We start from the raw sequence: 21,218 nt of genomic DNA, 5'->3' as shown, positions 1-21,218 counted from the left end.
CCCGCCCCCGGGGCCGCCGCGGGCACCGGTCGCCCGGCGGGTGGCGCGCCCCGGGGGAACGTGTGAGGATGCACGACTGTGAACCCCTGTGACCCGGCTGAGCTGCGCGAACCCTACGAAGGCGCGCCCCTTTCCCGCGCCGACCTGGCCGCGCACCCCATGGACCAGTTCCACGCCTGGTTCGCCGACGCGCGCGCCTCGGGGCTGGCCGAGCCGAACGCGATGGTGCTCGCCACGGTCGAACCCTCCGGGGTGCCCCGGGCGCGCACCGTGCTGCTGAAGGGCTACGACCGCTCCGGGCTGCGCTTCTTCACCAACTACCGCTCCCGCAAGGGGCGCGCGCTGGCCGAGCGGCCGTCGGCGTCGGTGGTGTTCCCGTGGCACCCGCTGCGCCGCCAGGTGCTGGTCGCGGGCCGGGTGGAGCGCCTCACCGACGCCGAGAACGACGCCTACTTCCGCACCCGGCCGCGCGGGTCGCGCCTGGGCGCGTGGGCGAGCGAGCGGCAGTCGTCGCCCGTCTCCGGGCGGGAGGACCTGGACGGGCTGTACGCCCGGTACGCGGCGCTGTGGCCCGAGGGGGAGGAGATCCCGCGCCCGCCCTATTGGGGCGGGTTTCGGGTCGTGCCCGCCGAGGTGGAGTTCTGGCAGGGCCGCACCGACCGCATGCACGACCGGTTCCAGTACGTACTGGTCGCGGGCGGACCGGAGGCGGGGGAGTGGCGGATCGACCGCCTCGCCCCCTGAGAGCACCCGTGCGCCCCACTTTTCGGGTCGGCGGGAGGGATGTGTCACACGCCACATTGCGCGGAAGTGGGGTGTCGGTCGCCGCGCTATGATGAAGGCCATCGGTGGCCGCTCCCGCGGCCAGCGCGCGCCGCCCGGTCCGGCACCTCCCGCCCGCCGGCCCCCCGGGAATCGCGCGCCGCTGGCCAGTGTTGAGGGTCCTGCCGTTGACACTCTCAGCGGGCCCACGAGGGGAGGGGGAGCCTTGACCGCACACGGGCTTATCGACACCACGGAGATGTACCTCCGCACGATCTTCGAGCTGGAGGAAGAGGGGATCGTACCGCTCCGGGCGCGCATCGCCGAGCGCCTTCAGCAGAGCGGTCCCACCGTCAGCCAGACCGTCGCCCGCATGGAGCGCGACGGCCTCCTGCGGGTCGAGAACGACCGCCACCTCGTCATGACCGGCGAGGGCCGCCGGCTCGCCACGCACGTCATGCGCAAGCACCGGCTCGCCGAACGCCTGCTGGTCGACGTCATCGGCCTGCCCTGGGAGGACGTGCACGTCGAGGCGTGCCGCTGGGAGCACGTCATCTCCGAGGCCGTCGAGGAGCGCCTGGTCCGGCTGCTCAACGCGCCCTCCGTCTGCCCCCACGGCAACCCGATCCCCGGGCTCGACGAACTCGGCCTCGACGACTACGCCCCCGAGCCGTTCTCCGACGACTCCATCGTGCCGATGATCGAGGTCGCCAACGGCACCGCGACCACGGTCACCGTCCGGCGCATCAGCGAGCAGCTGCAGAGCGACGTCGATGTGATGCTCGCGCTCAAGCGGGCAGGGGTACAACCGGAGCAGGATGTGACACTCCTCGCGAGCGACGACGGCGTCCAGGTGATTGGTGGTAGCGGCAAGGATGGCGAGCCCGGCGAACTGTCCCGGCAGATCGCGAGCCATATTTTCGTCGCCAAGCCCTGATCCGGCCATGGGGCGGTCCGGCGTTTTGCGGACTCGGCATAATGCCGCTTTACTCTGCGGATACGCCCCGGGTCGGGCTATGCTCTGCCCATGGCGCGCGCGGGCCGGTGCCACCGGTCCCGCCGCGCGGGGGCGAATCGGATCCTGCGGGTCGGCGTCATGACCTCGGTCCATGACGGCAAGGTGGCGGCTGTATGAAGCGGTGGGGGGAAGCCTTCTACGACGACGACGCCCTGACCGGGGCCGACGTCGTCGAGCAGGCGCAGATCGCCGTCGTCGTGGCCGACCGGTTCAGCCACCTCCGCTACTGGAACTCCTTCGCCCGCGAACTGTTCGGCTTCGCCGACGGCAGCGACCACACCGGCATGTCGCTGCTCGACCTCGGCATCCACGAGTCCGACCGCGAGCACGCCGCCCAGCTCGCCCGCCGCGTCCTGCGCGGCGGCACCTGGGAGGGCACGTTCGCGGTCATCCGCGGCGACGCCGCGTGGATCCACGTCCGCGCCCAGGCCGTCCCGCTCAAGGACGCCTCCGGCGCCGTCGACGGCATCGTCATGTTCGCCAACGAGGCCATGCGCAGCGGCCGGGTCGAGGAGCAGTACGGCCTCCTCGAACGCGTCGGCGACCGCCTCGCCGGCTCGCTGGAGCTCGACTCCACCATGCGGGCCGTCGCCGAGATCCTCGTGCCGCAGTTCGCCGACCACTGCTTCATCGACCTCTTCGACCACGAGCGCCTGGTGCGCCGCATCTCCGTGCACTCCGAGGGGTGGACCCCGCCTCCGGGCACCTGGTTCGACGTCGGCGAGGAGGTCCGCTACCCCGACCGGCACTTCGTGTACACCGCCATGCGCCGCGTCGAGACCGTCCTGGTCAGCGACTACGCCTACGCCGACAACGCCCCCAGTGAGCGCTCAGCCCGCGTCTCCGAGCAGGTCGGGCTCAGCTCGGCCATCGCCGCGCCGCTGCGCGCCCGCGGCGAGCTGCTGGGCGTGCTCACCCTCGCGCTGTCCCGGCTCACCCCCCGGCAGAAGACCCACTACAGCGGGTTCGACCGCGACCTCGTCGGCGCCATCGCGTCCCGGGTCGCGCTGGCCATCGACAACGCCCGGCTGTTCGAGGAGGAGCGCAGCACCGCCCTCGCCTTCCAGAACAGCCTGCTGCCCAGCTCGTTCCCGCAGTTCGACGGCCTGTCCATCGCCCACCGCTACGTCCCCGCCAAGCCGCTCGAGACCCACGGGCACGGCATCCAGACCCAGGTCGGCGGCGACTTCTACGACGTCATCCCGCTGTCGGCGGGCCGGGTGGGCATCGTCGTGGGCGACGTCGAGGGGCGCGGCCCGCACGCCGCGGCCGTCATGGGCCAGCTCCGCGCCGCGCTGCGCGCGTTCGCCCAGGCCGACCGCGAACCCGCCGACATCCTCCGCGAACTCGACGAATGGGTGCGCCGCCTCGGCCGCCCCGACGGCGAGGGCGGCATGTGGGTGCCGAGCGTGAGCTGCCTCTACCTGGTGTACGACGCCTGGTCGCACGAGCTCTCCTACGCCAACGCCGGGCACCAGGCGCCGCTGCTCATCCACGACGGCGACGTCGAGGAACTCGCCCTGGAGGTCTCCGACACCCTGCTCGGCGTCCGCATCAAGGGCGTCCCCTCGGACGACGCCATCTACCACCAGGCCGACGTCACCCTGCCGCCCGGCGCCACCCTCCTGCTCTACACCGACGGCCTGGTCGACCGCCGCCCGCTCGGCGGCGCCGTCGACATCGAACGCTCCCTCCAGCGGCTGTTCGCGCGCGTCCGCGAGGTCGCCGACAAGGACGTCGAGCAGATCGCCGAGGCCGCGGTCACCGCCGTGCCCGGCGAGATCGACGACGACACCGCGCTGCTCGTCGTGCGCGCCCACCCCGGCGAACTCGCCATGGAGGAGGGCTTCTTCGTCGCCGAGGCCCCCACCGTGGGCGAGGCCCGCCACCTCGCCGCCAGCACGTTCAAGAACTGGGGCATGGACCGCGACCAGGCCGAACTCGCCTGCCTGCTGGTGTCCGAGATCGTCACGAACGTGGTCATCCACGCCACCCCGCACCCCGTGCGGCGCGAGTTCACCCCCGAGGGCGTCAAGGACTCCGCGGTCTCCTTCGACACCGGGGGGCTCGGCGGCGCCGACGACTTCGACGAGGACTGGTCGGACCTGCTCGAAGAGGCCGGCCAGGAGCCCGAACCCGTCACCGGCACCGAGTTCCTGCTCCGGCTGCGGCGGGGCGCGTCGTCGGTGTGGGTCGAGGTCTTCGACAACGACCTGCGGCTGCCGCGCATCCGCAGCGCCGGCGCCGACGACGAGGGCGGCCGCGGCCTCTACCTGGTCGACCAGCTCGCCACCCGGTGGGGGTCGCGCCCCACCCCCGACGGCAAGGCCGTGTGGTTCGAGGTACCGCTCAAGGGCGAGTGACGCCCGCCGGGCGCGCCGCGGCCCCCTCGCGGACGAGGGGGCCGGGCGCCGGGTTCACCGGTTGGACCACGCCCACAGCATGAGCACGATGAAGATGAAGAAGACCACGATGCCGCCGGTCGTCCAGGGGATGTGCACGCGCGGCCGCAGCCGACGCACGCCCAGCACCAGGAGCAGGACCAGCAGGCCGAGGACGATCAGGCCGTCCCAGGCGCCGCTCATAAGGTGAGACCCTTTCGCCGTTCCCGTCGGGGGTGTGGCTACAGGCCCAGCGAGCGGCCCACGATCTCCTTCATGATCTCGGTGGTGCCACCGAAGATCGACTGGATACGCGCGTCCTGCCACGCCTTCGCCACGGGGTACTCCATCATGTACCCATACCCGCCGTGCAGCTGCAAGCACCGGTCCATCACCCGGTTGCACAGCTCGGTCGTCCACCACTTGGCCTTGGCGGCGTCCTCCACGCTCAGGTCGCCCCGGTTGAGCAGCACGATCGCCCGGTCCACGTAGGTGCGGGCGATGTCGATCTCGGTGGCCATCTCGGCCAGCGCGAACCGGGTGTTCTGGAACCTGCCGATCGGCCGGCCGAACGCCGTGCGGTCCCGGCAGTAGGCCACCGTCTCGGCGAACATGTACTCGGCCCCGGCCACCGCCGCCACCGCGATCGACAGCCGCTCCTGCGGCAGGTTCGTCATGAGGTGCACGAACCCCTGGCCGGGCTCGCCGAGGACGTTCTCGGCGGGCACCCGGGCGTCGCTGAAGAACAGCTCGGCGGTGTCCTGGGCCTTGAGGCCGATCTTGTCCAGGTTGCGGCCGCGCTCGAATCCGGGGGTGCCCCGCTCGACCGCGATCAGCGAGATCCCGCGCGCGCCCGCGTCGGGGTCGGTGCGGGCGACCACGATCACCAGGTCGGCGTTGATGCCGTTGGTGATGAACGTCTTCTGCCCGTTGAGGACGTAGTCGCCGCCGTCGCGGACCGCGGTGGTGCGGATGCCCTGGAGGTCGCTGCCGGCGCCCGGCTCGGTCATGGCGATGGCGGTGATCAGCTCGCCGGAGGCGAACCGGGGCAGCCAGCGGCGTTTCTGCTCCTCGGTGGTGAGGCCGACGAGGTACGGTGCGATCACGTCGTTCTGGAGGGTGAACCCGAGGCCGCTCGCCCGGACGCGGCAGATCTCCTCGCCGACGACCGCGTTGAACCGGAAGTCGTCGGTGCCCGACCCGCCCAGGTCCTCCGGGACCCCCAGCCCCAGCAGCCCGGCCTCCCCCGCTCTGGCCCACACCTCGCGGGGGACGATCCCCTCCTTCTCCCACGCGTCGTGGTGCGGCACGACCTCGCGCTTGAGGAACGCGGCGACCGACTCGCGGTACAGGTCGTGGTCGGTCTCGAAGAGCTCCCGCTGCATGGACGACTCCTTCTCTCGCGCCGCCTCCCGCCGGGGACCGCGAGCGGGGCGGATCTGTGGGGACCACCGTAACCGAATAGCGTTCGGTTCGGCACGGGTGAAACTTCTGTAAAGTGCCGGACCGGCCAGCGCGGCCCTCCGGAACCCCACCCGCCCCCCGCCTACGCTGCTGCAACGAGTGCCCGGCAGCGCGGGAGCGGGCACCGACCGGGGACGGGGAGGAGGCGCCCATGGCCAGGCACGCCGCCGGCCGGGACGAGCCGCACGTCCTCGTCATCATCGGCGCCCTGCTGCTCGCCGTCCTCGTCGCCGCGCTCAACCAGACCGTGGTCTCCACCGCCATGCCGCGCATCGCCTCCGAACTCGGCGGGCTGAGCCACATCTCCTGGGTCGTCACCTCCTACCTGCTCGCCGTCACCGCCACCACCCCGCTGTGGGGCAAGCTCGGCGACCAGTTCGGCCGCAAGTGGGTCCTGCTGACCTGCCTCGTGCTGTTCCTCGCCGGGTCCGCGCTGTGCGGGACCGCGTCGACCTTCGGCACCCTCATCGCCTACCGCGCCGTCCAGGGCATCGGCGGCGGCGGGCTCATGGTCCTCGCCCAGGCGGTCATCGGCGACGTCGTCCCGCCCCGCGACCGCGGCCGCTACCAGGGGCTGTTCGGCGCGGTGTTCGGGGTCGCCAGCGTGGCCGGGCCGCTCATCGGCGGGTTCATCGTGGACAACCTCTCCTGGCGGTGGGTCTTCTACGTCAACGTCCCGCTGGGCGTGATCGCCTTCGCCACCCTCCTGCTGGTGCTGCCCCGCACATCGGGGCGCGACCGGCAGACCGTCGACTACGCCGGCATCACCCTCATCGCCGCCGCGTCGGTCTGCCTGGTGCTCGTCACCTCGTGGGGCGGGACCACCTACGACTGGGTGTCGCCGCAGATCGCCGCGCTCGCGGGGGCCGCCGTCGTCCTGGCCGCCCTGTGGTGGGTCAGCGCCCGCCGCGCCGCCGACCCCGTGCTGCCGCTCACGCTGTTCCGCAACCGGGTCATCGTCGTCGGCATGCTCGTCAGCTTCGCGGTCGGCTTCGCCATGATGGGCGCGATGGCCTACCTGCCGCTGTTCCTGCAGATCGTGCACGGGTACTCGGCGACGGCCTCCGGCCTGCACATGCTGCCCATGGTCCTCGGCATGCTGCTGTGCTCGATCGGCTCCGGCCAGCTCGTCAGCCGCACCGGGCACTACAAGGCGTACCCGATCGTCGGCACCGCCCTGGTCACGGTGGCGCTGCTGCTGCTGTCCACGCTCGACCCCGACACCCCGTTCGCCGTGATGAGCGTGTACTTCTTCCTCCTCGGCTCCGGGCTGGGGCTGACCATGCAGGTCGTCGTGGTCGTCGTGCAGAACGCCGCCGACTACCGCGACCTCGGCGCCGCCACCTCCGCCGCCACGTTCTTCCGGTCCATCGGCGGCTCCGTGGGCACGTCGATCTTCGGCGCGGTGTTCGCCGGGCACCTCAGCGCCGACATCGCCGCGCGCGCCGACGGCCTCGACCTGCCGCCGGGCGTGCGCCCCGAGCAGCTCCAGAACAACCCCGGCCTGCTCGACCGGCTCCCGCCGGAGGCCGCCCGCGCGTTCCTGGAGTCCTACTCCGGCGCCGTCGACACGGTGTTCCTCGCCGCCACCCCCGTCGCGGCGGCCGGGTTCGTGTTCGCGCTGTTCCTCAAGCAGATCCCGCTGCGCACCACCATCGGCTCCGACGACCTCGACGCGTCCATCGCACCCGTCCCGGCCTCCCGCGCCACCCTCGCCATGGTCGAGCGCTCCATCTACCGCCTCTTCGGGCACGAAGGCGCGCTGCACGTCTACACCCGCCTGTCGGCGGCCGCCGGGGTCGACCTGTCCCCGGCCGCCTGCTGGGTGGCCACCCACCTCGCCGTGTCCGGGCCCATCCCCGGCGACCGGCTCGCCGAACTGGCGCGCGTCCCCGAGGAGCGGCTCGACCCCGTCCACGGCGAGCTGATGCGCACCGGCATGCTCACCGGCGGCCCCGGCGACTGGACGCTCACCGCCGCCGGCACCGACGTCGCCCGCCGCCTGTTCGACGCCCAGGAGGCCGCCCTGCGCGCCCTCATGCGCGACTACTCGCCCGAGCGCCACCCCGACCTCGTCGCGCTGCTGCACCGGCTCTCCAAGGAGACCCTCGGCGACGACCACGACGCCGCCCTCCTCGCCGGCCCCGCCGACGGCCGGACGCGCTGACGGCTGGACCCGGCCCGCCGGCGTGGCCACCCGGACGCACCCGCCCGCGCGCGTCCGACCGGGCGCTGACGGGGATGGGGGACGGACCGCCGCGCGCGCCGCGCGCTCATCCGCCGGTCCCGCCGCGCTCGCGCCGACCCCCTCCGGGTTGGTCACGCGGTGCCCGACTCGCGGTCGTTCCCTGCCCAGCACCCGCGCATCGCACCTGGTGAGAGCGGCCTCCGCGTCGATGATCGAGCCGTCGCCGCCGTGGCGACGACACGGACACCGCGTCCCCCCACCCGCCCGGCTACCGCCTGACCGGGACGAACCGGCCCGTGCCGGCACCACCGTCCGCGCGGACGCCCTCCGCCACCCGGGGAACCGCTGACCTGACCCCGGGGCCGGTCCGCCACCCGGACCGGAGACCCTGATCCGCAGCGGACCACCGCGGCCGGACCCCACCCGGGGCCCGGCCGCACCCGTGTCCCGCCGCCCCGCTCCGCGCTCGGCCGGCGGCGCCTCAGACCGCGTCGGCGGTGAAGTCCTCGGTTCCGATGACGCGGAGGAGGCGCAGCGCCTCGTGGGAGGGGGTGCCGGGCTCGGCCGAGTGGAGGACGACCCGCTGACCCCGCTCGGGCAGCTCCAGGATCTCGCAGTCCAGGACGAGCGCCCCCACCAACGGGTGCTGGAACCGCTTCCGGGCCGGGCGGGGCGCGGCGACGTCGTTGCGCTCCCACAGGTCCGCGAACCACCGGCTGCCGTCCCGCAGCATGCCCAGGAGTTCGCGCAGCCGCGGGTGGCCGGGGTAGCGGGCCGCGGCGCCGCGCAGCCCCGCGACGTGGGCGCCGGCCGCGCCGGGGGCGGCGGCGGGGTCGATCCGGGACCGGCCGTCGGCCGTGCAGAAGAACAGCCACGCCAGGTTCCGCTCGCGCTCGGGCACCCGGCCGAAGTCGATCGCCAGCGCGGCCGCGACCGGGTTCCAGGCGAGCACGTCGCCGAACGCGTCCAGGACCATGCCCGGGGTCGCGTCCAGGCGGTCCAGCAGCCGCAGGACACCCGGTGACACCGTCCGCTCCGGGGCGTCCAGCGGGGGCGCCTCGTCGGCCAGTCGGAACAGGTGGCCGGTCTCCGCCGCGCCCAGCAGCAGGGCCCGCGCCAGGGCGCCGAGGACCTGGCGCGAGGGGCGCGGGCCGCGCGCCTGCTCCAGCCGCGTGTAGTAGTCGACGGAGATGCCCGCGAGCGCGGCCACCTCCTCCCGGCGCAGGCCCGGGGTGCGGCGGCGGGTGCCGGTCGGCAGGTGGAGGTCGCCGGGGCGCAGGGCTTCGCGGCGGGCCCGGACGAACCGGGAGAACTCGGTGCGATCCACCCGCCCAGCATGGACCCCTCCGGACCGCCGAGCCAGGGACCGCCGGACCCCCGTTCCACCGACCCTGGCGGCGGCCCCGTGGCCCGGCCACGCTGAGCCGCATGACCCCACCCCCGCGTTCGCTGCGCGACCTCGCCGGATTCGCCGTGTCCCCCGTCGGATTCGGCATCATGCCCTTCGCCGGCGCCTACGGCCCCGCCGACCTCGACGCCCTCGCGCCCGCCGTCCACCGCGTCCTCGACGCCGGCCCGGTCCTCATCGACACCGCCGACTTCTACGGGACCGAACCCAACGTCCTCAACGCCGCCCTCGGCCGGGCGCTCGCCGGGCGCACCGGCGAGGCCGTGCTGTCGGTGAAGACCGGTCTGCGGTGGCGGCCGCCCTCCGGCGCCGTCCACTCCGGCCGCCCCGACGACCTGCGGCGGGCCTGCGACGCCGCCCTCGCCGCGCTCGGCACCGAGCGCATCGACCTCTTCGTCCTGGGGCGGGTCGACCCCGACGTGCCCGTGGAGGAGAGCGTCGGCGCGATCGGGGACCTGGCGGCGGCGGGCAAGGTCGGCGGCGTCGGCCTGTCCGAGGTCGGCCCGAGGACTCTGCGCCGCGCCCACGCCGCGCATCCGGTGGCGGTGCTCCAGACGGAGTACTCGCTGTGGGAGCGGGGGGTCGAGGCCGAGATCCTGCCCACCGCCCGCGAACTCGGGGTCGGGTTCGTGGCCTCCAGCCCGCTGGGCCGGGGGTTCCTCGCCGGTGCGCTCTCCTCGCCGGACGACCTGGCCGAGGGCGACGGGCGCCGCGGCTTCCCCCGCTGGCAGGGCGGCGACTTCGCGCACAACCGGGAGCTGGTGCGCGGCGCCGCCGCCCTCGCCGCCGAGATCGGGGCGACGCCGCCGCAGGTCGCCCTCGCCTGGCTGCTGGCGCGCGGCGCCGACGTGGTGCCCATCCCCGGCACCCGCTCCCCGGAGCGGGCCGCCGAGAACCTGGCGGCCGCCGACCTGCGGCTGACGGAGGCCCAGGCCGCGGAGCTGGACCGGCTGTTCCCGCCGGGTGCGGCGGCGGGCGACCGCTACCCGGCGGCCGCGATGGCCACGATCGCCGCCGACTGACCGCCGAGCGGCGGGGCCGCCGGGCGGGGTATGCCGTCCGCCGCGCGGCGGCCACCGGACCGGTCCTACGGGGCGCCGCGCGCGGCCCGCTGCCGGTCATCAGGTGGCCCCACGCCAGGGAGGCGGCCCCGGCGCCACATACGCCACCCGGCATACGCCCCCGCACGGCCGGCGGCCCCGGGGGCGGGGCGCGGCGGGTCGCCCGCGGCGGCCGTCGGCGGAAAAGGGATGGCCGGTGGGGCGGGGGCGGGGGAGCATGGGGGGATGAGTGAGCGGCCGGCGATCAGTGTCCTGACCCTGCGGCACCGCATCCCCGACGACTGGGCGGCCGACCCCTGGGCCGAGGTACGGCCGCTCATCGACGGGGTCGACGTGCTCCAGGAGGTCCACCCCGAAGGGCTGGCGCCGAGCCGCCGCCACTGGGCGGGCCCGCCCGCGACCTGGCCGCTGGCGGCGGCCGAGGAACCCCGCCGCGTCATGATCACCGAACCGGTCTGCACGGCCGGGTGCTGCGGCGCCCTGTACGTCACCCTGCGGCGCGCGGGCGACCGGGTCGTCTGGGACTCCTGGGAGAACACCAGCGGCGGCACCGCCGTCCCCCCGGCCGTCCACTTCGACGCCGCCCGGTACGACGCCGAACTCGCCCGTGCGGCCGCCGACCACAGCTGGGAGGGACCGGTCGACACCATCGCGCGGCTCCTGGAGCGCACCCTCACCGAGAGCGGGTGGTTCGAGCGGTGGGACTGCGTCCTCCTGGACGTCTCCCCCCGGCGGGCCGAACCCGACCTCCCCGAGGAGGTCGCCGACACCGAGGGGGTCGACGTGTGGTTCCGCGAGGGCGCGGGCGGCGGGCCGGGCCTCTACGGGTACCGGCTGACCACCGCCCCCGACCGCCCCGCCGACCGGCAGGCCCGGTGGTTCGCCGAACGCATCCTGGCCGACGACCCCCGCCGCACCGCCGACGTCCGCGAGGGCTGAGGGCGCCGGGGTGTCCTCAGCCCCGCCCGCGCCGGGTCAGACCCGTTCGATGATGGTGACGTTGGCCTGGCCGCCGCCCTCGCACATGGTCTGGAGGCCGTAGCGGCCGCCGGTGCGGTGGAGTTCGTGGACCAGCTTGGTCATCAGCACGGCGCCGGTCGCGCCGAGCGGGTGGCCGAGGGCGATCGCGCCGCCGTTGGGGTTGACCGTCGCCGGGTCGGCCCCCAGCTCCTGGATCCAGGCGAGCGGCACCGGCGCGAACGCCTCGTTGATCTCGGTGACGTCGATGTCGCCGATGCCGAGCCCCGCCTTCTCCAGCGCGACGCGGGTGGCCGGGATCGGCGCGGTCAGCATGTACACCGGGTCGTCGCCCACCAGGGAGAGCTGGACGATGCGCGCCAGCGGGGTGAGCCCGTGCCGCTCGACGGCCCGCTCGGAGGCGACCATCACGGCCCCGGCGCCGACCGAGATCTGGCTGGCGACGGCCGCGGTGATCGCCCACCCGTCGCGGAGCGGCTTCAGCTCGGCCATCTTCTCCAGGGTGGTGTCGGGGCGCACGCCCTCGTCGCGGTCGACGCCCGCCAGCGGGGCGGTCTCCTTGGTGAAGTACCCGGCGTCGCGGGCGGCCGCCGCCCGCCGGTGGCTCTCCAGGGCGTAGCGCTCCAGGTCCTCGCGCGACAGGCCCCACTTCTCGGCCATCAGCTGGGCGCCGCGGAACTGGGAGATCTCCTGCGTGCCGTAGCGCTCGACCCAGCCCTCGCCGAACAGCGGCAGGCCCTCGTCCAGCGCGAACTTGACGTTGGAGCCCATCGGCACCATGCCCATGTTCTCCACGCCGGAGGCCACCACGATGTCCTGGGTGCCCGACATGACGCCCTGGGCGGCGAAGTGCACGGCCTGCTGCGAGGAGCCGCACTGCCGGTCGATGGTCACCCCGGCCGTGGTCTCGGGCAGCCCGGCCGACAGCCACGCCGTGCGGGCGAGGTCGAGCGCCTGGGGGCCCACCTGGCTCACGCAGCCCATGATGACGTCCTCGACGGCCGCCGGGTCGACCCCGGTGCGCTGCACGACCTCCTTCAGGACGTGGGCGCCCAGGTCGGCGGGGTGGACGCCCGCGAGCGCGCCCTTCCTCGTCCCGACCGGGGTGCGAACCGCCCCGACGATGAATGCCTCAGCCACGGTGTCCTCCTGGAGGGGTCCGGTACTCGCGTCCTTGACCGAACCATATTCGGTTTGCGGCCGGAGGCAAGACATCGGGGCCCGCCGTCCGGCACAATCGGCGGCATGCTGATGGCGAATGTGGGCAAGCGCTACGACCGGTCCGGCCCGTGGGTCCTGCGCGGGGTCGACCTCGACCTCCCGCCCTCCTCGGTCGTCCGGATCGAGGGCGTCAACGGGCGCGGCAAGTCCACCCTGCTCCGGGTCCTCGCCGGGATCACCCGCCCCACCACCGGGCGCGTCACCGGCCGCCCCGCCACCGGGTACGTGCCCGAGCGGTTCCCGCCCGACCTGCCGTTCTCCGCCGCCCGCTACCTCCGGCACATGGGCCGCGTCCACGGTCTGTCCCGGGCCGACGCCGCGCGCCGCGCGGACCGGTGGATCGGCCACCTCGGCCTCGCCGACCACGCCCACGTCCCGCTGCGCCGCCTGTCCAAGGGCACCTCGCAGAAGGTCGCCGTCGCCCAGGCGCTCCTCGCCGACCCCGGCCTCCTCGTCCTGGACGAGGCGTGGACCGGCCTCGACGGCGCCTCCCGCGCCCTCCTGGACGGCGCGGCGCTCGACGCCGCCCGGCGCGGCGCCCGCGTCGTCTTCATCGACCACGACCCCGCCCGCCTGGCCGGCCGGACCACCGCCGCCTACCGGCTGGACGACGGCCGCCTCCACCCCGCCGCGACCGCCGCCCCGGACCCCGCCGCCGCCCCCGCCGTGCTCATCGAGGCCGACGACCCCCGCGGCGCGGGGGCGCCCACCGGGCTCCCCGGCGCGCCCCGCGTCGACACCCCCGCCCCCGGCACGGTCCGCGTCACCACCGACGCCCGCCACTCCGACGCCGTCCTGCGCGCCCTGCTCGACGCCCCGCACCCCCTGCACATCCGCTCGGTGTCCCGCCCCGGGGCGGACGCCCCCGGCGTGCCCGCCGCCCCCGCCCCGCGCGAAGGAGACCGCTGATGCCCGCCCTGACCGCCTACCGCCTCGGCCTGCTGTTCCGGTCGGCGCGCTGGCTGCCCCCGTTCCTGCTGTGGGCGGCCATCGTCGCGATCGGCAGCACCCCGGGCCAGCCCTTCGCCGAGGTCATCGCCTACAACTGCATGGCGCTCGTCCCCGCCTCGGCGTGGACCGCCCGCGTCGTCCTGCTCGCCGAACCCGACGCCTCGCGCGCCGTCCTGGTCGCCGCCCGCGGCCCGGTGCGCGTGCACCTCGCGTCCATCGCGGCGGCGGCCCTGGTCGGCACCGGGCTCGCCGTGCTCGGCATCGGCGCCGCGGGCGCCACCGTCGGCTTCGCCGACCCCGCCCTGGCCACCGCCGCCGGCTGGGGCACCATGCTCGCGGCCGGGCTGGCCGCCGGGGTGGCCTGCGTCCTCGTCGGGGTGGCGATCGGCGCCGCGTGCACCACCCCGCTGGAGCGCCGCCCCGGCATCGCCATCCCCGCGACCGGCATCCTCGCCGTGGCCGCGCTGGTCGCCGCCGGGTCGCCGGCCCAGGCCGCCGTCACCGGCGTCGCCGACGCGCCCGGCCCCGAGGCGAACGCCGCCCTCCTCGCGGCCCTGGCCTCCGCGGTGCTCGTCGCCTCGGTGGCGGCGGCGGGCACCGCCTGGTGGTCGCGCGCCCGCTCCTGACCCACCCGCCGGGGTGGTGGCCGCTTGCGGCCGGGGCGCCGATCCGCGCGTTCCGCCCGCGCGGCGGCGGCCGCACTGGTTGACTCTGTGGAGTCACGCCGTCGCGGTAGGAGAGGAAGGGTGGCAGGGTGACGAACATTCCGGAGGACCTGCGCTACACCAGCGACCACGAATGGGTGAGGGACCTCGGCAAGGGGCGGGTGGCGGTCGGCCTCACCGAGTTCGCCACCCGCCAGCTCGGCGACATCGTGTTCCTCGAACTGCCCGCCGTGGGCGACCGCCTGGAGGCGTCCGAGGCGTTCGGGTCGGTCGAGTCCGTCAAGGCGGTGGCCGAGGTCTACGCGCCGGTGACGGGTGAGGTCACCGCCGCCAACACGGCCGTCGTCGAGGACCCGGAGCTGTGCAACACCGACCCCTACGGCGACGGCTGGCTGGTCGAGATCGCCGCCGACGACCCCGGCCACGCCGACACCCTGATGTCGGCCGTCGACTACCGCGCCTATTGCGAGGCCGAAGAGGGATGAGCCGCCGGGCGGCGCCGGTGCCGGCGGGGCCCGCACCGGCGCCGCCCCGCGCGTCCTCAGCGGAAGTCGGCGGCGTGGTCGCGCGCCCACGCGGCGAACGACCGGGCCGGCCGGCCCGTCAGCCGCTCCACCGTCCCGGTGGGCGGCACCAGGCCGGGCGGCGCCACCGACGCCGCCTGGACCGCCACCAGCCCGTCCACCAGGTCGCGGCCCAGGCCCGTCTCGGCGGACCAGCGCGCGCGGGTGGCGTCGGGGTCCTCCGCCACCACCGCCAGGTCGCGGCCGATGGCGGCGCCGATCGCCGCCACCTGCTCGGCCTGGGTGACCCGCTCCGGCCCGGTCAGCTCGTACACCGCGCCCACGTGGTCGTCGGTGGTGAGTGCCGCCACCGCGACGTCGGCGATGTCGGCCTCGTGCACGACGGCGTTCCCGGCGTCCGGGTAGGGCAGCCGCACCGCCCCGGTGGCGCGGACCTCCCCGGCCCACCCCAGCGCGTTCGCGGCCAGCAGGCCCGGCCGCAGGTGCGTCCACTCCCGGTCGGTGGCCTCCACCAGCAGTTCGGCGGCGCGGTGGGCGTCCCGCTCCTCGGCCAGGTGCCGGCGGAGCGGGCCGATGGCGGGGTCGGCCGGGTCGTCGGTGCCGTCGAACCCGGCCGCGATCGCGGAGTGGACGACGAACCGCCGCACACCGGCCGCCGCCGCCCGCTCGGCGAAGGCCTCCCCGGCGGGCCCGGTCAGGTAGGAGAACGGGTAAAGGTAGACGGCCGCGACCCCGTCGAGCGCCGCCGCCCACGTCTCCGGCCGGGTGAAGTCGCCCGCGACCACCCGCACCCCGGGCGGCGGCGCGGCCGCCTCCGGCCGCCGCGCCATGGCCCGCACGGGCACCCCGGCCGCCGCGAGCCCGGCCACCACCCGCCGCCCCACGTTCCCGGTCGCCCCGGTCACCAGTACGGTCATCGCCCACCCTTCCCTGCGCCCGCCCGTTCCGGCCTGCTCCGGAGCGGGACTGCGGGAAGGGTAGGCGCCGAGCCGGTCCCCGCGCACATGCAAACGCTTGCAGGATTCGCCCCGATGCTGCCGCCGAGGGCGAATGCGGTTCGCGTACCGCCCCTGGCCTTCGAGCAGCGCGCCAGGTCGGTCAGGGCGACGCCGTTCCCGGCGTCGGCGGCCGCGCGGCAGGCCCGTTCCGCGTCTCGGGCCGCCCCTGCCCGGCCATCAGCAGGCCGAGGGTGATCAGGGCATCGGTGTCCCCAGTGTCGGCGGCGCGCCGGTACGCCGTCTCGGCCTCCTCCGCGCGGCCCTGCTCTTCGAGCATCAGGCCCAGGTTGATCAGGGCGACGTTGTTCCCGCCGTCGGCGGCGCGCCGGTACGCCTCTTCGGCTTCCCCCATGCGGTCCTGATCCTCGAACAGCAGGCCGAGGTTGCGCAGGGCGTCGGCGTTTCCGGCGTCGGCGGCGCGCCGGTACGCCGTCTCGGCCTCCTCCATGCGGCCCTGCTCCGCGAGCAGCACGCCCAGGTTGTTCATGGCGCCGGCGTCTCCGGCATCGACGGCCTCCTGGTAGACCCGTTCCGCCTCCTCCGCCCGGCCTTGTCCGGCCATCAGCAGACCGAGGTTGCGCAGGGCGACGGTGTTCCCCGTGTCGGCGGCCCCGCGGTAGGCGTCCTCGGCCTCCCGCGTGCGGCCCTGCTCCTCGTAGAGCACGCCCAGATAGCGAAGGGCGTCGGTGTTCCCGGCGTCGGCGGCGCGGTGGTAGAACGCCTCCGCCTCCTCCGCCCGGTCCTGTCGCGCCGTCAGCAGGCCGAGGTTGATCAGGGCGTCGGTGTTCCCGGCGTCGGCGGCGCGCCGGTACGCCTCCTCGGCCTCCTCCACGCGGCCCTGCTCCGCGAGCAGCAGGCCGAGGTTGCGCGGGGCGCTGGTGTCCCCGGCGTCGGCGGCGCGCCGGTACGCCTCCTCGGCCTCCTCCACTTCGCCCCGCTCGGTCAGCAGCACGCCCAGGTTGTTCAGGGCGTCGGTGTTCCCGGCGTCGGCGGCGCGCCGGTACGCCTCCTCGGCCTCCTCCACTTCGCCCCGCCCGGTCAACAGCACGCCCAGATTGCGGAGGGCGATGGCATACCCGACGTCGGCGGCGCGCCGGAACCACCGCTCCGCCTCCTCGGAGCGGCCTTCGTCGTGGGCGATGTAGCCCATGTTGTGCATCGCGCGGGGGTGGCCGGCGTCGGCGAGCGGGGCGATGACGGCCACGGCTGGTTCGCGGTGCCCGGCCTCGTCGGCGTTGACGGCGATGCCGATGCGCTCGTCGTCGCCGTCGGCGTGGTCCAGGGCGGCCTGCCAGACGGCCGGGGGGATGGGGGAGGCGGTGGCCGCGATCAGGTAGTCGAAGGCCCGCCAGCGCCGTCCTTCGATGTCGGCGGCCACCAGCAGCCCGCTGGCCCCCAGGTCCGGTTCGCACGCCCATTCCAGCGCCTGGTCGAAGGGTTCGGGGCGCAGTACGGCCGCCCCGTCCAGGTAGACCGGATGGGTGTTCTCCAGCAGGGCGGCATCGGGGGCGGTGAGCAGGCCGGTGCGGGCCAGGTCGACGGCGGCGGCGACCAGCGCGTGGCCGCGGGGGTGGCCGCCTCGGGCGGTGGAGCGCCACGCGGCGCGCCAGCGCCGCAGCAGGTGCGGACCTGCCGCGAGGTACTCGGCGATGCCGTGCTCGCCGTGGTGGGCGGCGGCCTCGGCCAGTAGTCCGTCACCGGATTCGGCGGCCCGCTCCACCTCCGCCGGGCTCCACACGCGGTCCAGTTGCAGGCGGGTGAAGCGCCGCAGCAGCGCGGCGCCGGCCTCCCGCTCGCCGTCGGCGCGCGCCGACCCGGAGGCGGACGTCCCGGAGCTTGCGTAGTGGTCGGCGAACTCGGTGCGCAGAGTGGCCGCGACCACCGCCCCCGACCGCGCCAGGACCGCCAGAACCGGCTCGGTGAGGCCGTGTTCGCCCAGGCCGAGGAAGCGGTGCAGGTCGTCCAGCCACACCACCGCCCCCTCCGGGACGGGGTCGGCGGCCAGACGCGCGGCCAACTCGGACAGGTCCTCACCGGGGGCGGGGGCGAACAGCGCACGGTCGGGCAGGGTGCGGGTGAGGGCGTGCAGCAGGGCGCGGGACTTCCCGGCGGTGGAGTCGCCCTCCACCAGCACCGCCCCGCCGCCCTCGGCGGTCTGGGTGAGCGCCTGCTCCAGGGCGGCGTCGGCGTCGCGAGCGGTGTAGGGCGGCAGCTCCGGCCCCCGCGCGCCCTGGCGGGAGCGGTGGACACCGAGCGTGTACGGGTCGGCCTCGGCCACCCGCACCGCCCCTCCGGTCCACTCCGGCGCGGCCGCCTCCGTGGCCGTTCGAAGGACGCGGGGAGGCGGTGCGGTGTCCGGGGCGTCGGGCGGCGTGACCGGTGCCGGCGCTCGGGCCAGAACCAGCGCGAGCACCAGGGAGGGGACGGCGGCGACGAAGGAACCGGCACCGGCGACCCACGACAGCGTCTCCAGATCCGACACGTACAGCACCGCCGCCATGCCCGCGCACGCGACGGCGGCCGACCCGCCCACCCATACCCACCGCATGCCCCGATTCTGGCGAGTCGTACGACCGCCCGCAGCGCCGGTCGCGGCGCATGGGGCATGACCGCCGCATCCCCGCAGGTCGCGGGCCGGGTGGAAGCGACACATCGGCCGTCATGACCCGGCATCCCAATAGGAACGGAATCTGCCTAAAGAATCTCTAGGGTCGGAGACATGAAGAACAGCAGCGAGATCCGCCCCTTCCGCGCCGAGGTTCCGCAGGCCGACCTGGACGACCTCCTCCACCGGGTCCGGAACACCCGCTACACCGGCGAGCTGCCCGGTGCCGGCGACGCGTACGGGGTCACCGCCGACTACGTCCGGGACCTCGCCGCGTACTGGGTGGACGGCTACGACTGGCGGGCATTGGAGGACCGGCTCAACACCCACCCGCAGTTCACCACCGAGATCGACGGGCAGAACATCCACTTCCTGCACGTCCGCTCGCCCGAGCCGGACGCCACCCCGCTGCTGCTGAGCCACGGCTGGCCGATGTCGGTGGTCGAGTACCTCGACGTCATCGGCCCCCTCACCGACCCGCGCTCCCACGGCGGCGACCCGGCCGACGCGTTCCACCTGGTCATCCCGTCGACCCCCGGAGTGGGGTTCTCCGGCCCCACGACCGAGAAGGGCTGGAACCGGTACCGCACCGCCCGCGCCTACAACAAGCTGATGAACCGGCTGGGCTACGAGCGCTACGGTGCCCACGGCAACGACGGCGGGGCGTTCATCGCCCCCGAGATGGGGCGCGCCGCCCCCGAGAACGTGACCGGTGTGCACGTCACGCAGGTCTTCTCGTTCCCCTCGGGCGACCCCGACGAACTGGCCCGCCTGGACGAGGCCGACCTGGCCCGGGTGGCGTTCATGCAGGAGTTCATGGCGAAGAACGCGTTCAACCACCTGCAGTCGACGGCGCCGCAGACCCTCGCGCACGCCCTCGCGGACTCGCCGGTGGGGCAGCTCGCGTGGAGCGGGCAGCTCTTCGGGACGGCGGTGAGCCGCGACTACATCCTCGACAACGTCACCCTGTACTGGCTGACCCGGACCTCGGCGTCGTCCATGCGGTTCTACTACGAGGACGCGCACGCCGAACACCCCACCGAGCCCACGACGGTGCCGCTGGGGCTGGCGAACTTCGCCTACGACTTCCAGTCGGTCCGCCCCCTGGCCGACCGCGACCACGAAAACATCGTGTCGTGGAACGTCTACGACACGGGCAGCCACTACGCCGCCCACGACGCCCCCGACCTGCTCGTGGCCGACATCCGCGCCTTCTTCCGCGCGCTGTGAGCTGACGGCCCGGCCAGGGGCACCCGCGGGGCCCCGGTCCGAACGGACCGGGGCCCCGCGGCGTTCACCCGTCGGCGGGTTCGGCCTTCACCCCGCCGAGAAAGGCGCTCCACGCCTCGGCGGGGAAGACGAGATGCCCGAGTTCCCGGTTCCGGGTGTCGCGCACGAGAGTGAGGGGGCCTTCGGCCACCTCGACGCACTCACCGCCTCCACCATCGCTGTAGCTCGATGTGTGCCACTTTCTCATCGCAGACCTTCCACCGTCCGTGCCATCAAGTCCTCGGTTTGTGAAGGGGACAGAGCCTCGGCCTGGAGGGCACCGAAGAGGCTCCGCATGTACGACACCTGTTCGGCGTCCCGGTAGGTCGATCCACCGTAAGTGTGGTCCATCCGTACGACCATGCCGTCGTTCGCGGTGTCGAAGATGCGGAATGGACTGCATAGTCCCGGATGGCGACGCAGCGTACCGGGTATCACCTGGAACCTGATCGTGCCTGCCTTGGCCAGCTCCATCACGTGTTGAAGTTGCTCAGCCATGATGGTCTCATCTCCAACAATCCGGTTGATCACCACCTCATCGACGACGAACCACAGCCGTACACCGGGCAGGGCGGGCAAGCGTGCGCATCTGGCTTTGACGGCCTGATCTATGCGCTCCGTCGGCACGCCCACCTGACGGGCGTGGATCAGCGTACGGGCGTATCCGGGGATCTGTAGAAGTCCCGGGATGAGAATCGAGTGGTACTCCTCGATGTCCCGAGAGCGGCGTTCCAGTGCGAGAACATCTCGATACCACGAGGGCGCGCCACTGCTGTCCGATATCTCTGCCCAGAGTTTCCGAAGCTCTCCGTTTGTAGCGAGAGCCTCGTCCAGAGCATCCGCATGGTGCGCTTTTGGGCTTCTTGTGGCGTTCTCCAGTGCGCCGACCTGTGGTCGGCTGATGTGGGCGCGCCGCGCTACGTCATCTTGTGTAAGGCCGGACCTATGGCGCAGGCGGCGGAGTTCCGCCCCCCACGGCTTCCAAGCAGAAAATGATTCATCCTGCATCTCTCAAGAATGCCCCACGGCGCTTCAGGGTGCTACAGGTTCTCAAATTTGCTTGAGATGCGTAGAGCTTATGGCGGGGCCGGCGGCGTAGCGCGACCCTGTGTTCATGGATATCGGTGACCAATCGATTTCCTGGATGAAAGGCAGTCATGTGAATGCGCGCAGGAGGGTTCGTCCCTATGTCGACCGTGTGAATCGTCTTTGCGGCGGTCGATGCCCAATGTGTAGGTGCCGGAGGGGACGATGAAGATACGGCACTCCAAGGTCTTCCCCGGGCGGGTGGAGCAGGTGCGGGAAGCGCGCGTCTGGCTCAACGCCGTGCTGTGCGCCCACGGCACCGACCGCATCCCCGACGGGCAGGTGGCGGCGGCCGTCCTGCTGCTGTCGGAGGCCGCCACGAACGCCATCCGGCACACCGCCACCGGCAGGGGCGGCAAGTTCGAGGTCCACGCCTGCCTGCTCCCCGGCACCCTCACCGTCGAATGCGTAGACGGCGGACGCACCGCCACCCGTCCCGCCCGCGAGCAGGTCGCCCCGCTGTCCGAGCGCGGCCGGGGCCTGGCCCTGGTCGACGCCTACGCCGACACCTGGGGCCCGCTCACCGACGGCCGCACCGGCCTCGCCTACACCCTCACCTGGCGGCGCGCGCCGTCCGCGCGGCTGCGGCCGGTCCCCTGACCGCCCTCCGCCACCTCCGTTCGGTGCGGCGGGCGCCCG

The 21,218-nt window shown here is 74.2% G+C and carries 19 protein-coding genes; 11 read left to right on the top strand and 8 right to left on the bottom strand.

What is annotated here, in order from left to right; genetic code table 11:
- Positions 1 to 78: 78 nt before the first annotated feature.
- The 3 genes from pdxH to NT8_RS14560 all read left to right on the top strand — a co-directional run bounded on the left by pdxH (position 79) and on the right by NT8_RS14560 (position 4,143).
- Positions 79 to 744, top strand: coding sequence for a pyridoxamine 5'-phosphate oxidase (gene pdxH / locus NT8_RS14570; RefSeq protein WP_067969258.1), 666 nt, complete (start codon positions 79 to 81; stop codon positions 742 to 744).
- A gap of 244 nt (positions 745 to 988) precedes the next feature.
- On the top strand, positions 989 to 1,699 hold the full coding sequence (locus NT8_RS14565) for a metal-dependent transcriptional regulator (protein WP_067969256.1): 711 nt from the start codon (positions 989 to 991) through the stop codon (positions 1,697 to 1,699).
- 194 nt (positions 1,700 to 1,893) lie between these two features.
- On the top strand, positions 1,894 to 4,143 hold the full coding sequence (locus NT8_RS14560) for an ATP-binding SpoIIE family protein phosphatase (RefSeq protein ID WP_067969254.1): 2,250 nt from the start codon (positions 1,894 to 1,896) through the stop codon (positions 4,141 to 4,143).
- Positions 4,144 to 4,197: 54 nt separating this feature from the next.
- On the opposite strand, the gene NT8_RS29915 is transcribed toward NT8_RS14560, so the two are convergent.
- Positions 4,198 to 4,365 carry a hypothetical protein gene (locus tag NT8_RS29915; RefSeq protein WP_169805219.1) on the bottom strand — a complete coding sequence of 56 codons (168 nt, stop codon included), beginning with the start codon at positions 4,363 to 4,365 and terminating at the stop codon, positions 4,198 to 4,200.
- A 38-nt stretch (positions 4,366 to 4,403) separates the two neighbouring features.
- Entirely contained in the window at positions 4,404 to 5,546 is a 1,143-nt protein-coding gene (locus tag NT8_RS14555) for an acyl-CoA dehydrogenase family protein (protein ID WP_067969251.1), read from the bottom strand.
- A 230-nt stretch (positions 5,547 to 5,776) separates the two neighbouring features.
- Here NT8_RS14555 and NT8_RS14550 point away from each other — a divergent pair, with 230 nt between their 5' ends.
- Positions 5,777 to 7,792 (top strand): MDR family MFS transporter, encoded by a 2,016-nt coding sequence (locus NT8_RS14550; protein ID WP_067969248.1) that lies wholly within the window; start codon positions 5,777 to 5,779, stop codon positions 7,790 to 7,792.
- A gap of 502 nt (positions 7,793 to 8,294) precedes the next feature.
- Here NT8_RS14550 and NT8_RS14545 read toward each other — a convergent pair.
- Positions 8,295 to 9,140, bottom strand: a complete 846-nt coding sequence (locus NT8_RS14545; RefSeq protein ID WP_067969246.1) for a helix-turn-helix transcriptional regulator — start codon at positions 9,138 to 9,140, stop codon at positions 8,295 to 8,297.
- Between the two features lie 101 nt (positions 9,141 to 9,241).
- On the opposite strand from NT8_RS14545, the gene NT8_RS14540 reads away from it, so the two are divergent.
- Positions 9,242 to 10,243 (top strand): aldo/keto reductase, encoded by a 1,002-nt coding sequence (locus tag NT8_RS14540; protein WP_067969243.1) that lies wholly within the window; start codon positions 9,242 to 9,244, stop codon positions 10,241 to 10,243.
- Positions 10,244 to 10,507: 264 nt separating this feature from the next.
- The gene (locus tag NT8_RS14535; protein WP_067969240.1) at positions 10,508 to 11,221 is read left to right on the top strand and encodes a hypothetical protein; all 714 of its coding nucleotides are present in this window, start codon (positions 10,508 to 10,510) and stop codon (positions 11,219 to 11,221) included.
- A 36-nt stretch (positions 11,222 to 11,257) separates the two neighbouring features.
- Here the strand turns inward: NT8_RS14535 and NT8_RS14530 are convergent, their stop codons facing one another.
- The gene (locus NT8_RS14530) at positions 11,258 to 12,400 is read right to left on the bottom strand and encodes an acetyl-CoA C-acetyltransferase (RefSeq protein ID WP_067969238.1); all 1,143 of its coding nucleotides are present in this window, start codon (positions 12,398 to 12,400) and stop codon (positions 11,258 to 11,260) included.
- Positions 12,401 to 12,505: 105 nt separating this feature from the next.
- Here NT8_RS14530 and NT8_RS31280 point away from each other — a divergent pair, with 105 nt between their 5' ends.
- From NT8_RS31280 to gcvH, 3 genes are all read left to right on the top strand, one after another.
- Positions 12,506 to 13,390 (top strand): ABC transporter ATP-binding protein, encoded by an 885-nt coding sequence (locus NT8_RS31280; RefSeq protein WP_067969236.1) that lies wholly within the window; start codon positions 12,506 to 12,508, stop codon positions 13,388 to 13,390.
- The gene (locus NT8_RS14520; protein ID WP_067969232.1) at positions 13,390 to 14,058 is read left to right on the top strand and encodes a hypothetical protein; all 669 of its coding nucleotides are present in this window, start codon (positions 13,390 to 13,392) and stop codon (positions 14,056 to 14,058) included. The genes NT8_RS31280 and NT8_RS14520 overlap by 1 nt, the downstream gene beginning before the upstream one ends.
- Before the next feature lie 128 nt (positions 14,059 to 14,186).
- Positions 14,187 to 14,582, top strand: a complete 396-nt coding sequence (gcvH, locus tag NT8_RS14515; RefSeq protein WP_067969229.1) for a glycine cleavage system protein GcvH — start codon at positions 14,187 to 14,189, stop codon at positions 14,580 to 14,582.
- Between the two features lie 56 nt (positions 14,583 to 14,638).
- On the opposite strand, the gene NT8_RS14510 is transcribed toward gcvH, so the two are convergent.
- Together NT8_RS14510 and NT8_RS14505 are read right to left on the bottom strand one after the other, a co-directional pair.
- On the bottom strand, positions 14,639 to 15,538 hold the full coding sequence (locus tag NT8_RS14510) for an NAD(P)H-binding protein (RefSeq protein WP_174549574.1): 900 nt from the start codon (positions 15,536 to 15,538) through the stop codon (positions 14,639 to 14,641).
- 181 nt (positions 15,539 to 15,719) lie between these two features.
- Positions 15,720 to 18,167, bottom strand: a complete 2,448-nt coding sequence (locus NT8_RS14505) for an SEL1-like repeat protein (RefSeq protein ID WP_157515807.1) — start codon at positions 18,165 to 18,167, stop codon at positions 15,720 to 15,722.
- A 171-nt stretch (positions 18,168 to 18,338) separates the two neighbouring features.
- On the opposite strand from NT8_RS14505, the gene NT8_RS14500 reads away from it, so the two are divergent.
- Positions 18,339 to 19,454, top strand: a complete 1,116-nt coding sequence (locus NT8_RS14500) for an epoxide hydrolase family protein (RefSeq protein ID WP_067969223.1) — start codon at positions 18,339 to 18,341, stop codon at positions 19,452 to 19,454.
- 64 nt (positions 19,455 to 19,518) lie between these two features.
- Here the strand turns inward: NT8_RS14500 and NT8_RS14495 are convergent, their stop codons facing one another.
- Both NT8_RS14495 and NT8_RS14490 read right to left on the bottom strand, forming a co-directional pair.
- Positions 19,519 to 19,701, bottom strand: coding sequence for a DUF397 domain-containing protein (locus NT8_RS14495; protein WP_067969220.1), 183 nt, complete (start codon positions 19,699 to 19,701; stop codon positions 19,519 to 19,521).
- Positions 19,698 to 20,501, bottom strand: coding sequence for a helix-turn-helix domain-containing protein (locus NT8_RS14490; protein ID WP_084468942.1), 804 nt, complete (start codon positions 20,499 to 20,501; stop codon positions 19,698 to 19,700). Before NT8_RS14490 ends, NT8_RS14495 begins: the two co-directional genes overlap by 4 nt.
- Positions 20,502 to 20,744: 243 nt before the next feature.
- On the opposite strand from NT8_RS14490, the gene NT8_RS14485 reads away from it, so the two are divergent.
- Positions 20,745 to 21,179 carry an ATP-binding protein gene (locus NT8_RS14485; protein WP_067969217.1) on the top strand — a complete coding sequence of 145 codons (435 nt, stop codon included), beginning with the start codon at positions 20,745 to 20,747 and terminating at the stop codon, positions 21,177 to 21,179.
- The last annotated feature ends 39 nt before the right edge of the window (positions 21,180 to 21,218 follow it).

The organism is Nocardiopsis trehalosi NBRC 14201 (assembly GCF_001552555.1).
Lineage (GTDB): Bacteria > Actinomycetota > Actinomycetes > Streptosporangiales > Streptosporangiaceae > Nocardiopsis_B > Nocardiopsis_B trehalosi.
This window is presented reverse-complemented; position numbering and strand designations above follow the sequence as displayed.

Coding starts and splice junctions, on each gene's coding strand:
- NT8_RS14560 (WP_067969254.1), top strand. CDS start 1,894: ATGAAGCGGTGGGGGGAAGCCTTCTACGACGACGACGCCCTGACCGGG.
- NT8_RS29915 (WP_169805219.1), bottom strand. CDS start 4,365: ATGAGCGGCGCCTGGGACGGCCTGATCGTCCTCGGCCTGCTGGTCCTG.
- NT8_RS14555 (WP_067969251.1), bottom strand. CDS start 5,546: ATGCAGCGGGAGCTCTTCGAGACCGACCACGACCTGTACCGCGAGTCG.
- NT8_RS14550 (WP_067969248.1), top strand. CDS start 5,777: ATGGCCAGGCACGCCGCCGGCCGGGACGAGCCGCACGTCCTCGTCATC.
- NT8_RS14540 (WP_067969243.1), top strand. CDS start 9,242: ATGACCCCACCCCCGCGTTCGCTGCGCGACCTCGCCGGATTCGCCGTG.
- NT8_RS14535 (WP_067969240.1), top strand. CDS start 10,508: ATGAGTGAGCGGCCGGCGATCAGTGTCCTGACCCTGCGGCACCGCATC.
- NT8_RS31280 (WP_067969236.1), top strand. CDS start 12,506: ATGCTGATGGCGAATGTGGGCAAGCGCTACGACCGGTCCGGCCCGTGG.
- NT8_RS14520 (WP_067969232.1), top strand. CDS start 13,390: ATGCCCGCCCTGACCGCCTACCGCCTCGGCCTGCTGTTCCGGTCGGCG.
- NT8_RS14510 (WP_174549574.1), bottom strand. CDS start 15,538: ATGACCGTACTGGTGACCGGGGCGACCGGGAACGTGGGGCGGCGGGTG.
- NT8_RS14505 (WP_157515807.1), bottom strand. CDS start 18,167: ATGCGGTGGGTATGGGTGGGCGGGTCGGCCGCCGTCGCGTGCGCGGGC.
- NT8_RS14500 (WP_067969223.1), top strand. CDS start 18,339: ATGAAGAACAGCAGCGAGATCCGCCCCTTCCGCGCCGAGGTTCCGCAG.
- NT8_RS14495 (WP_067969220.1), bottom strand. CDS start 19,701: ATGAGAAAGTGGCACACATCGAGCTACAGCGATGGTGGAGGCGGTGAG.
- NT8_RS14490 (WP_084468942.1), bottom strand. CDS start 20,501: ATGCAGGATGAATCATTTTCTGCTTGGAAGCCGTGGGGGGCGGAACTC.
- NT8_RS14485 (WP_067969217.1), top strand. CDS start 20,745: ATGAAGATACGGCACTCCAAGGTCTTCCCCGGGCGGGTGGAGCAGGTG.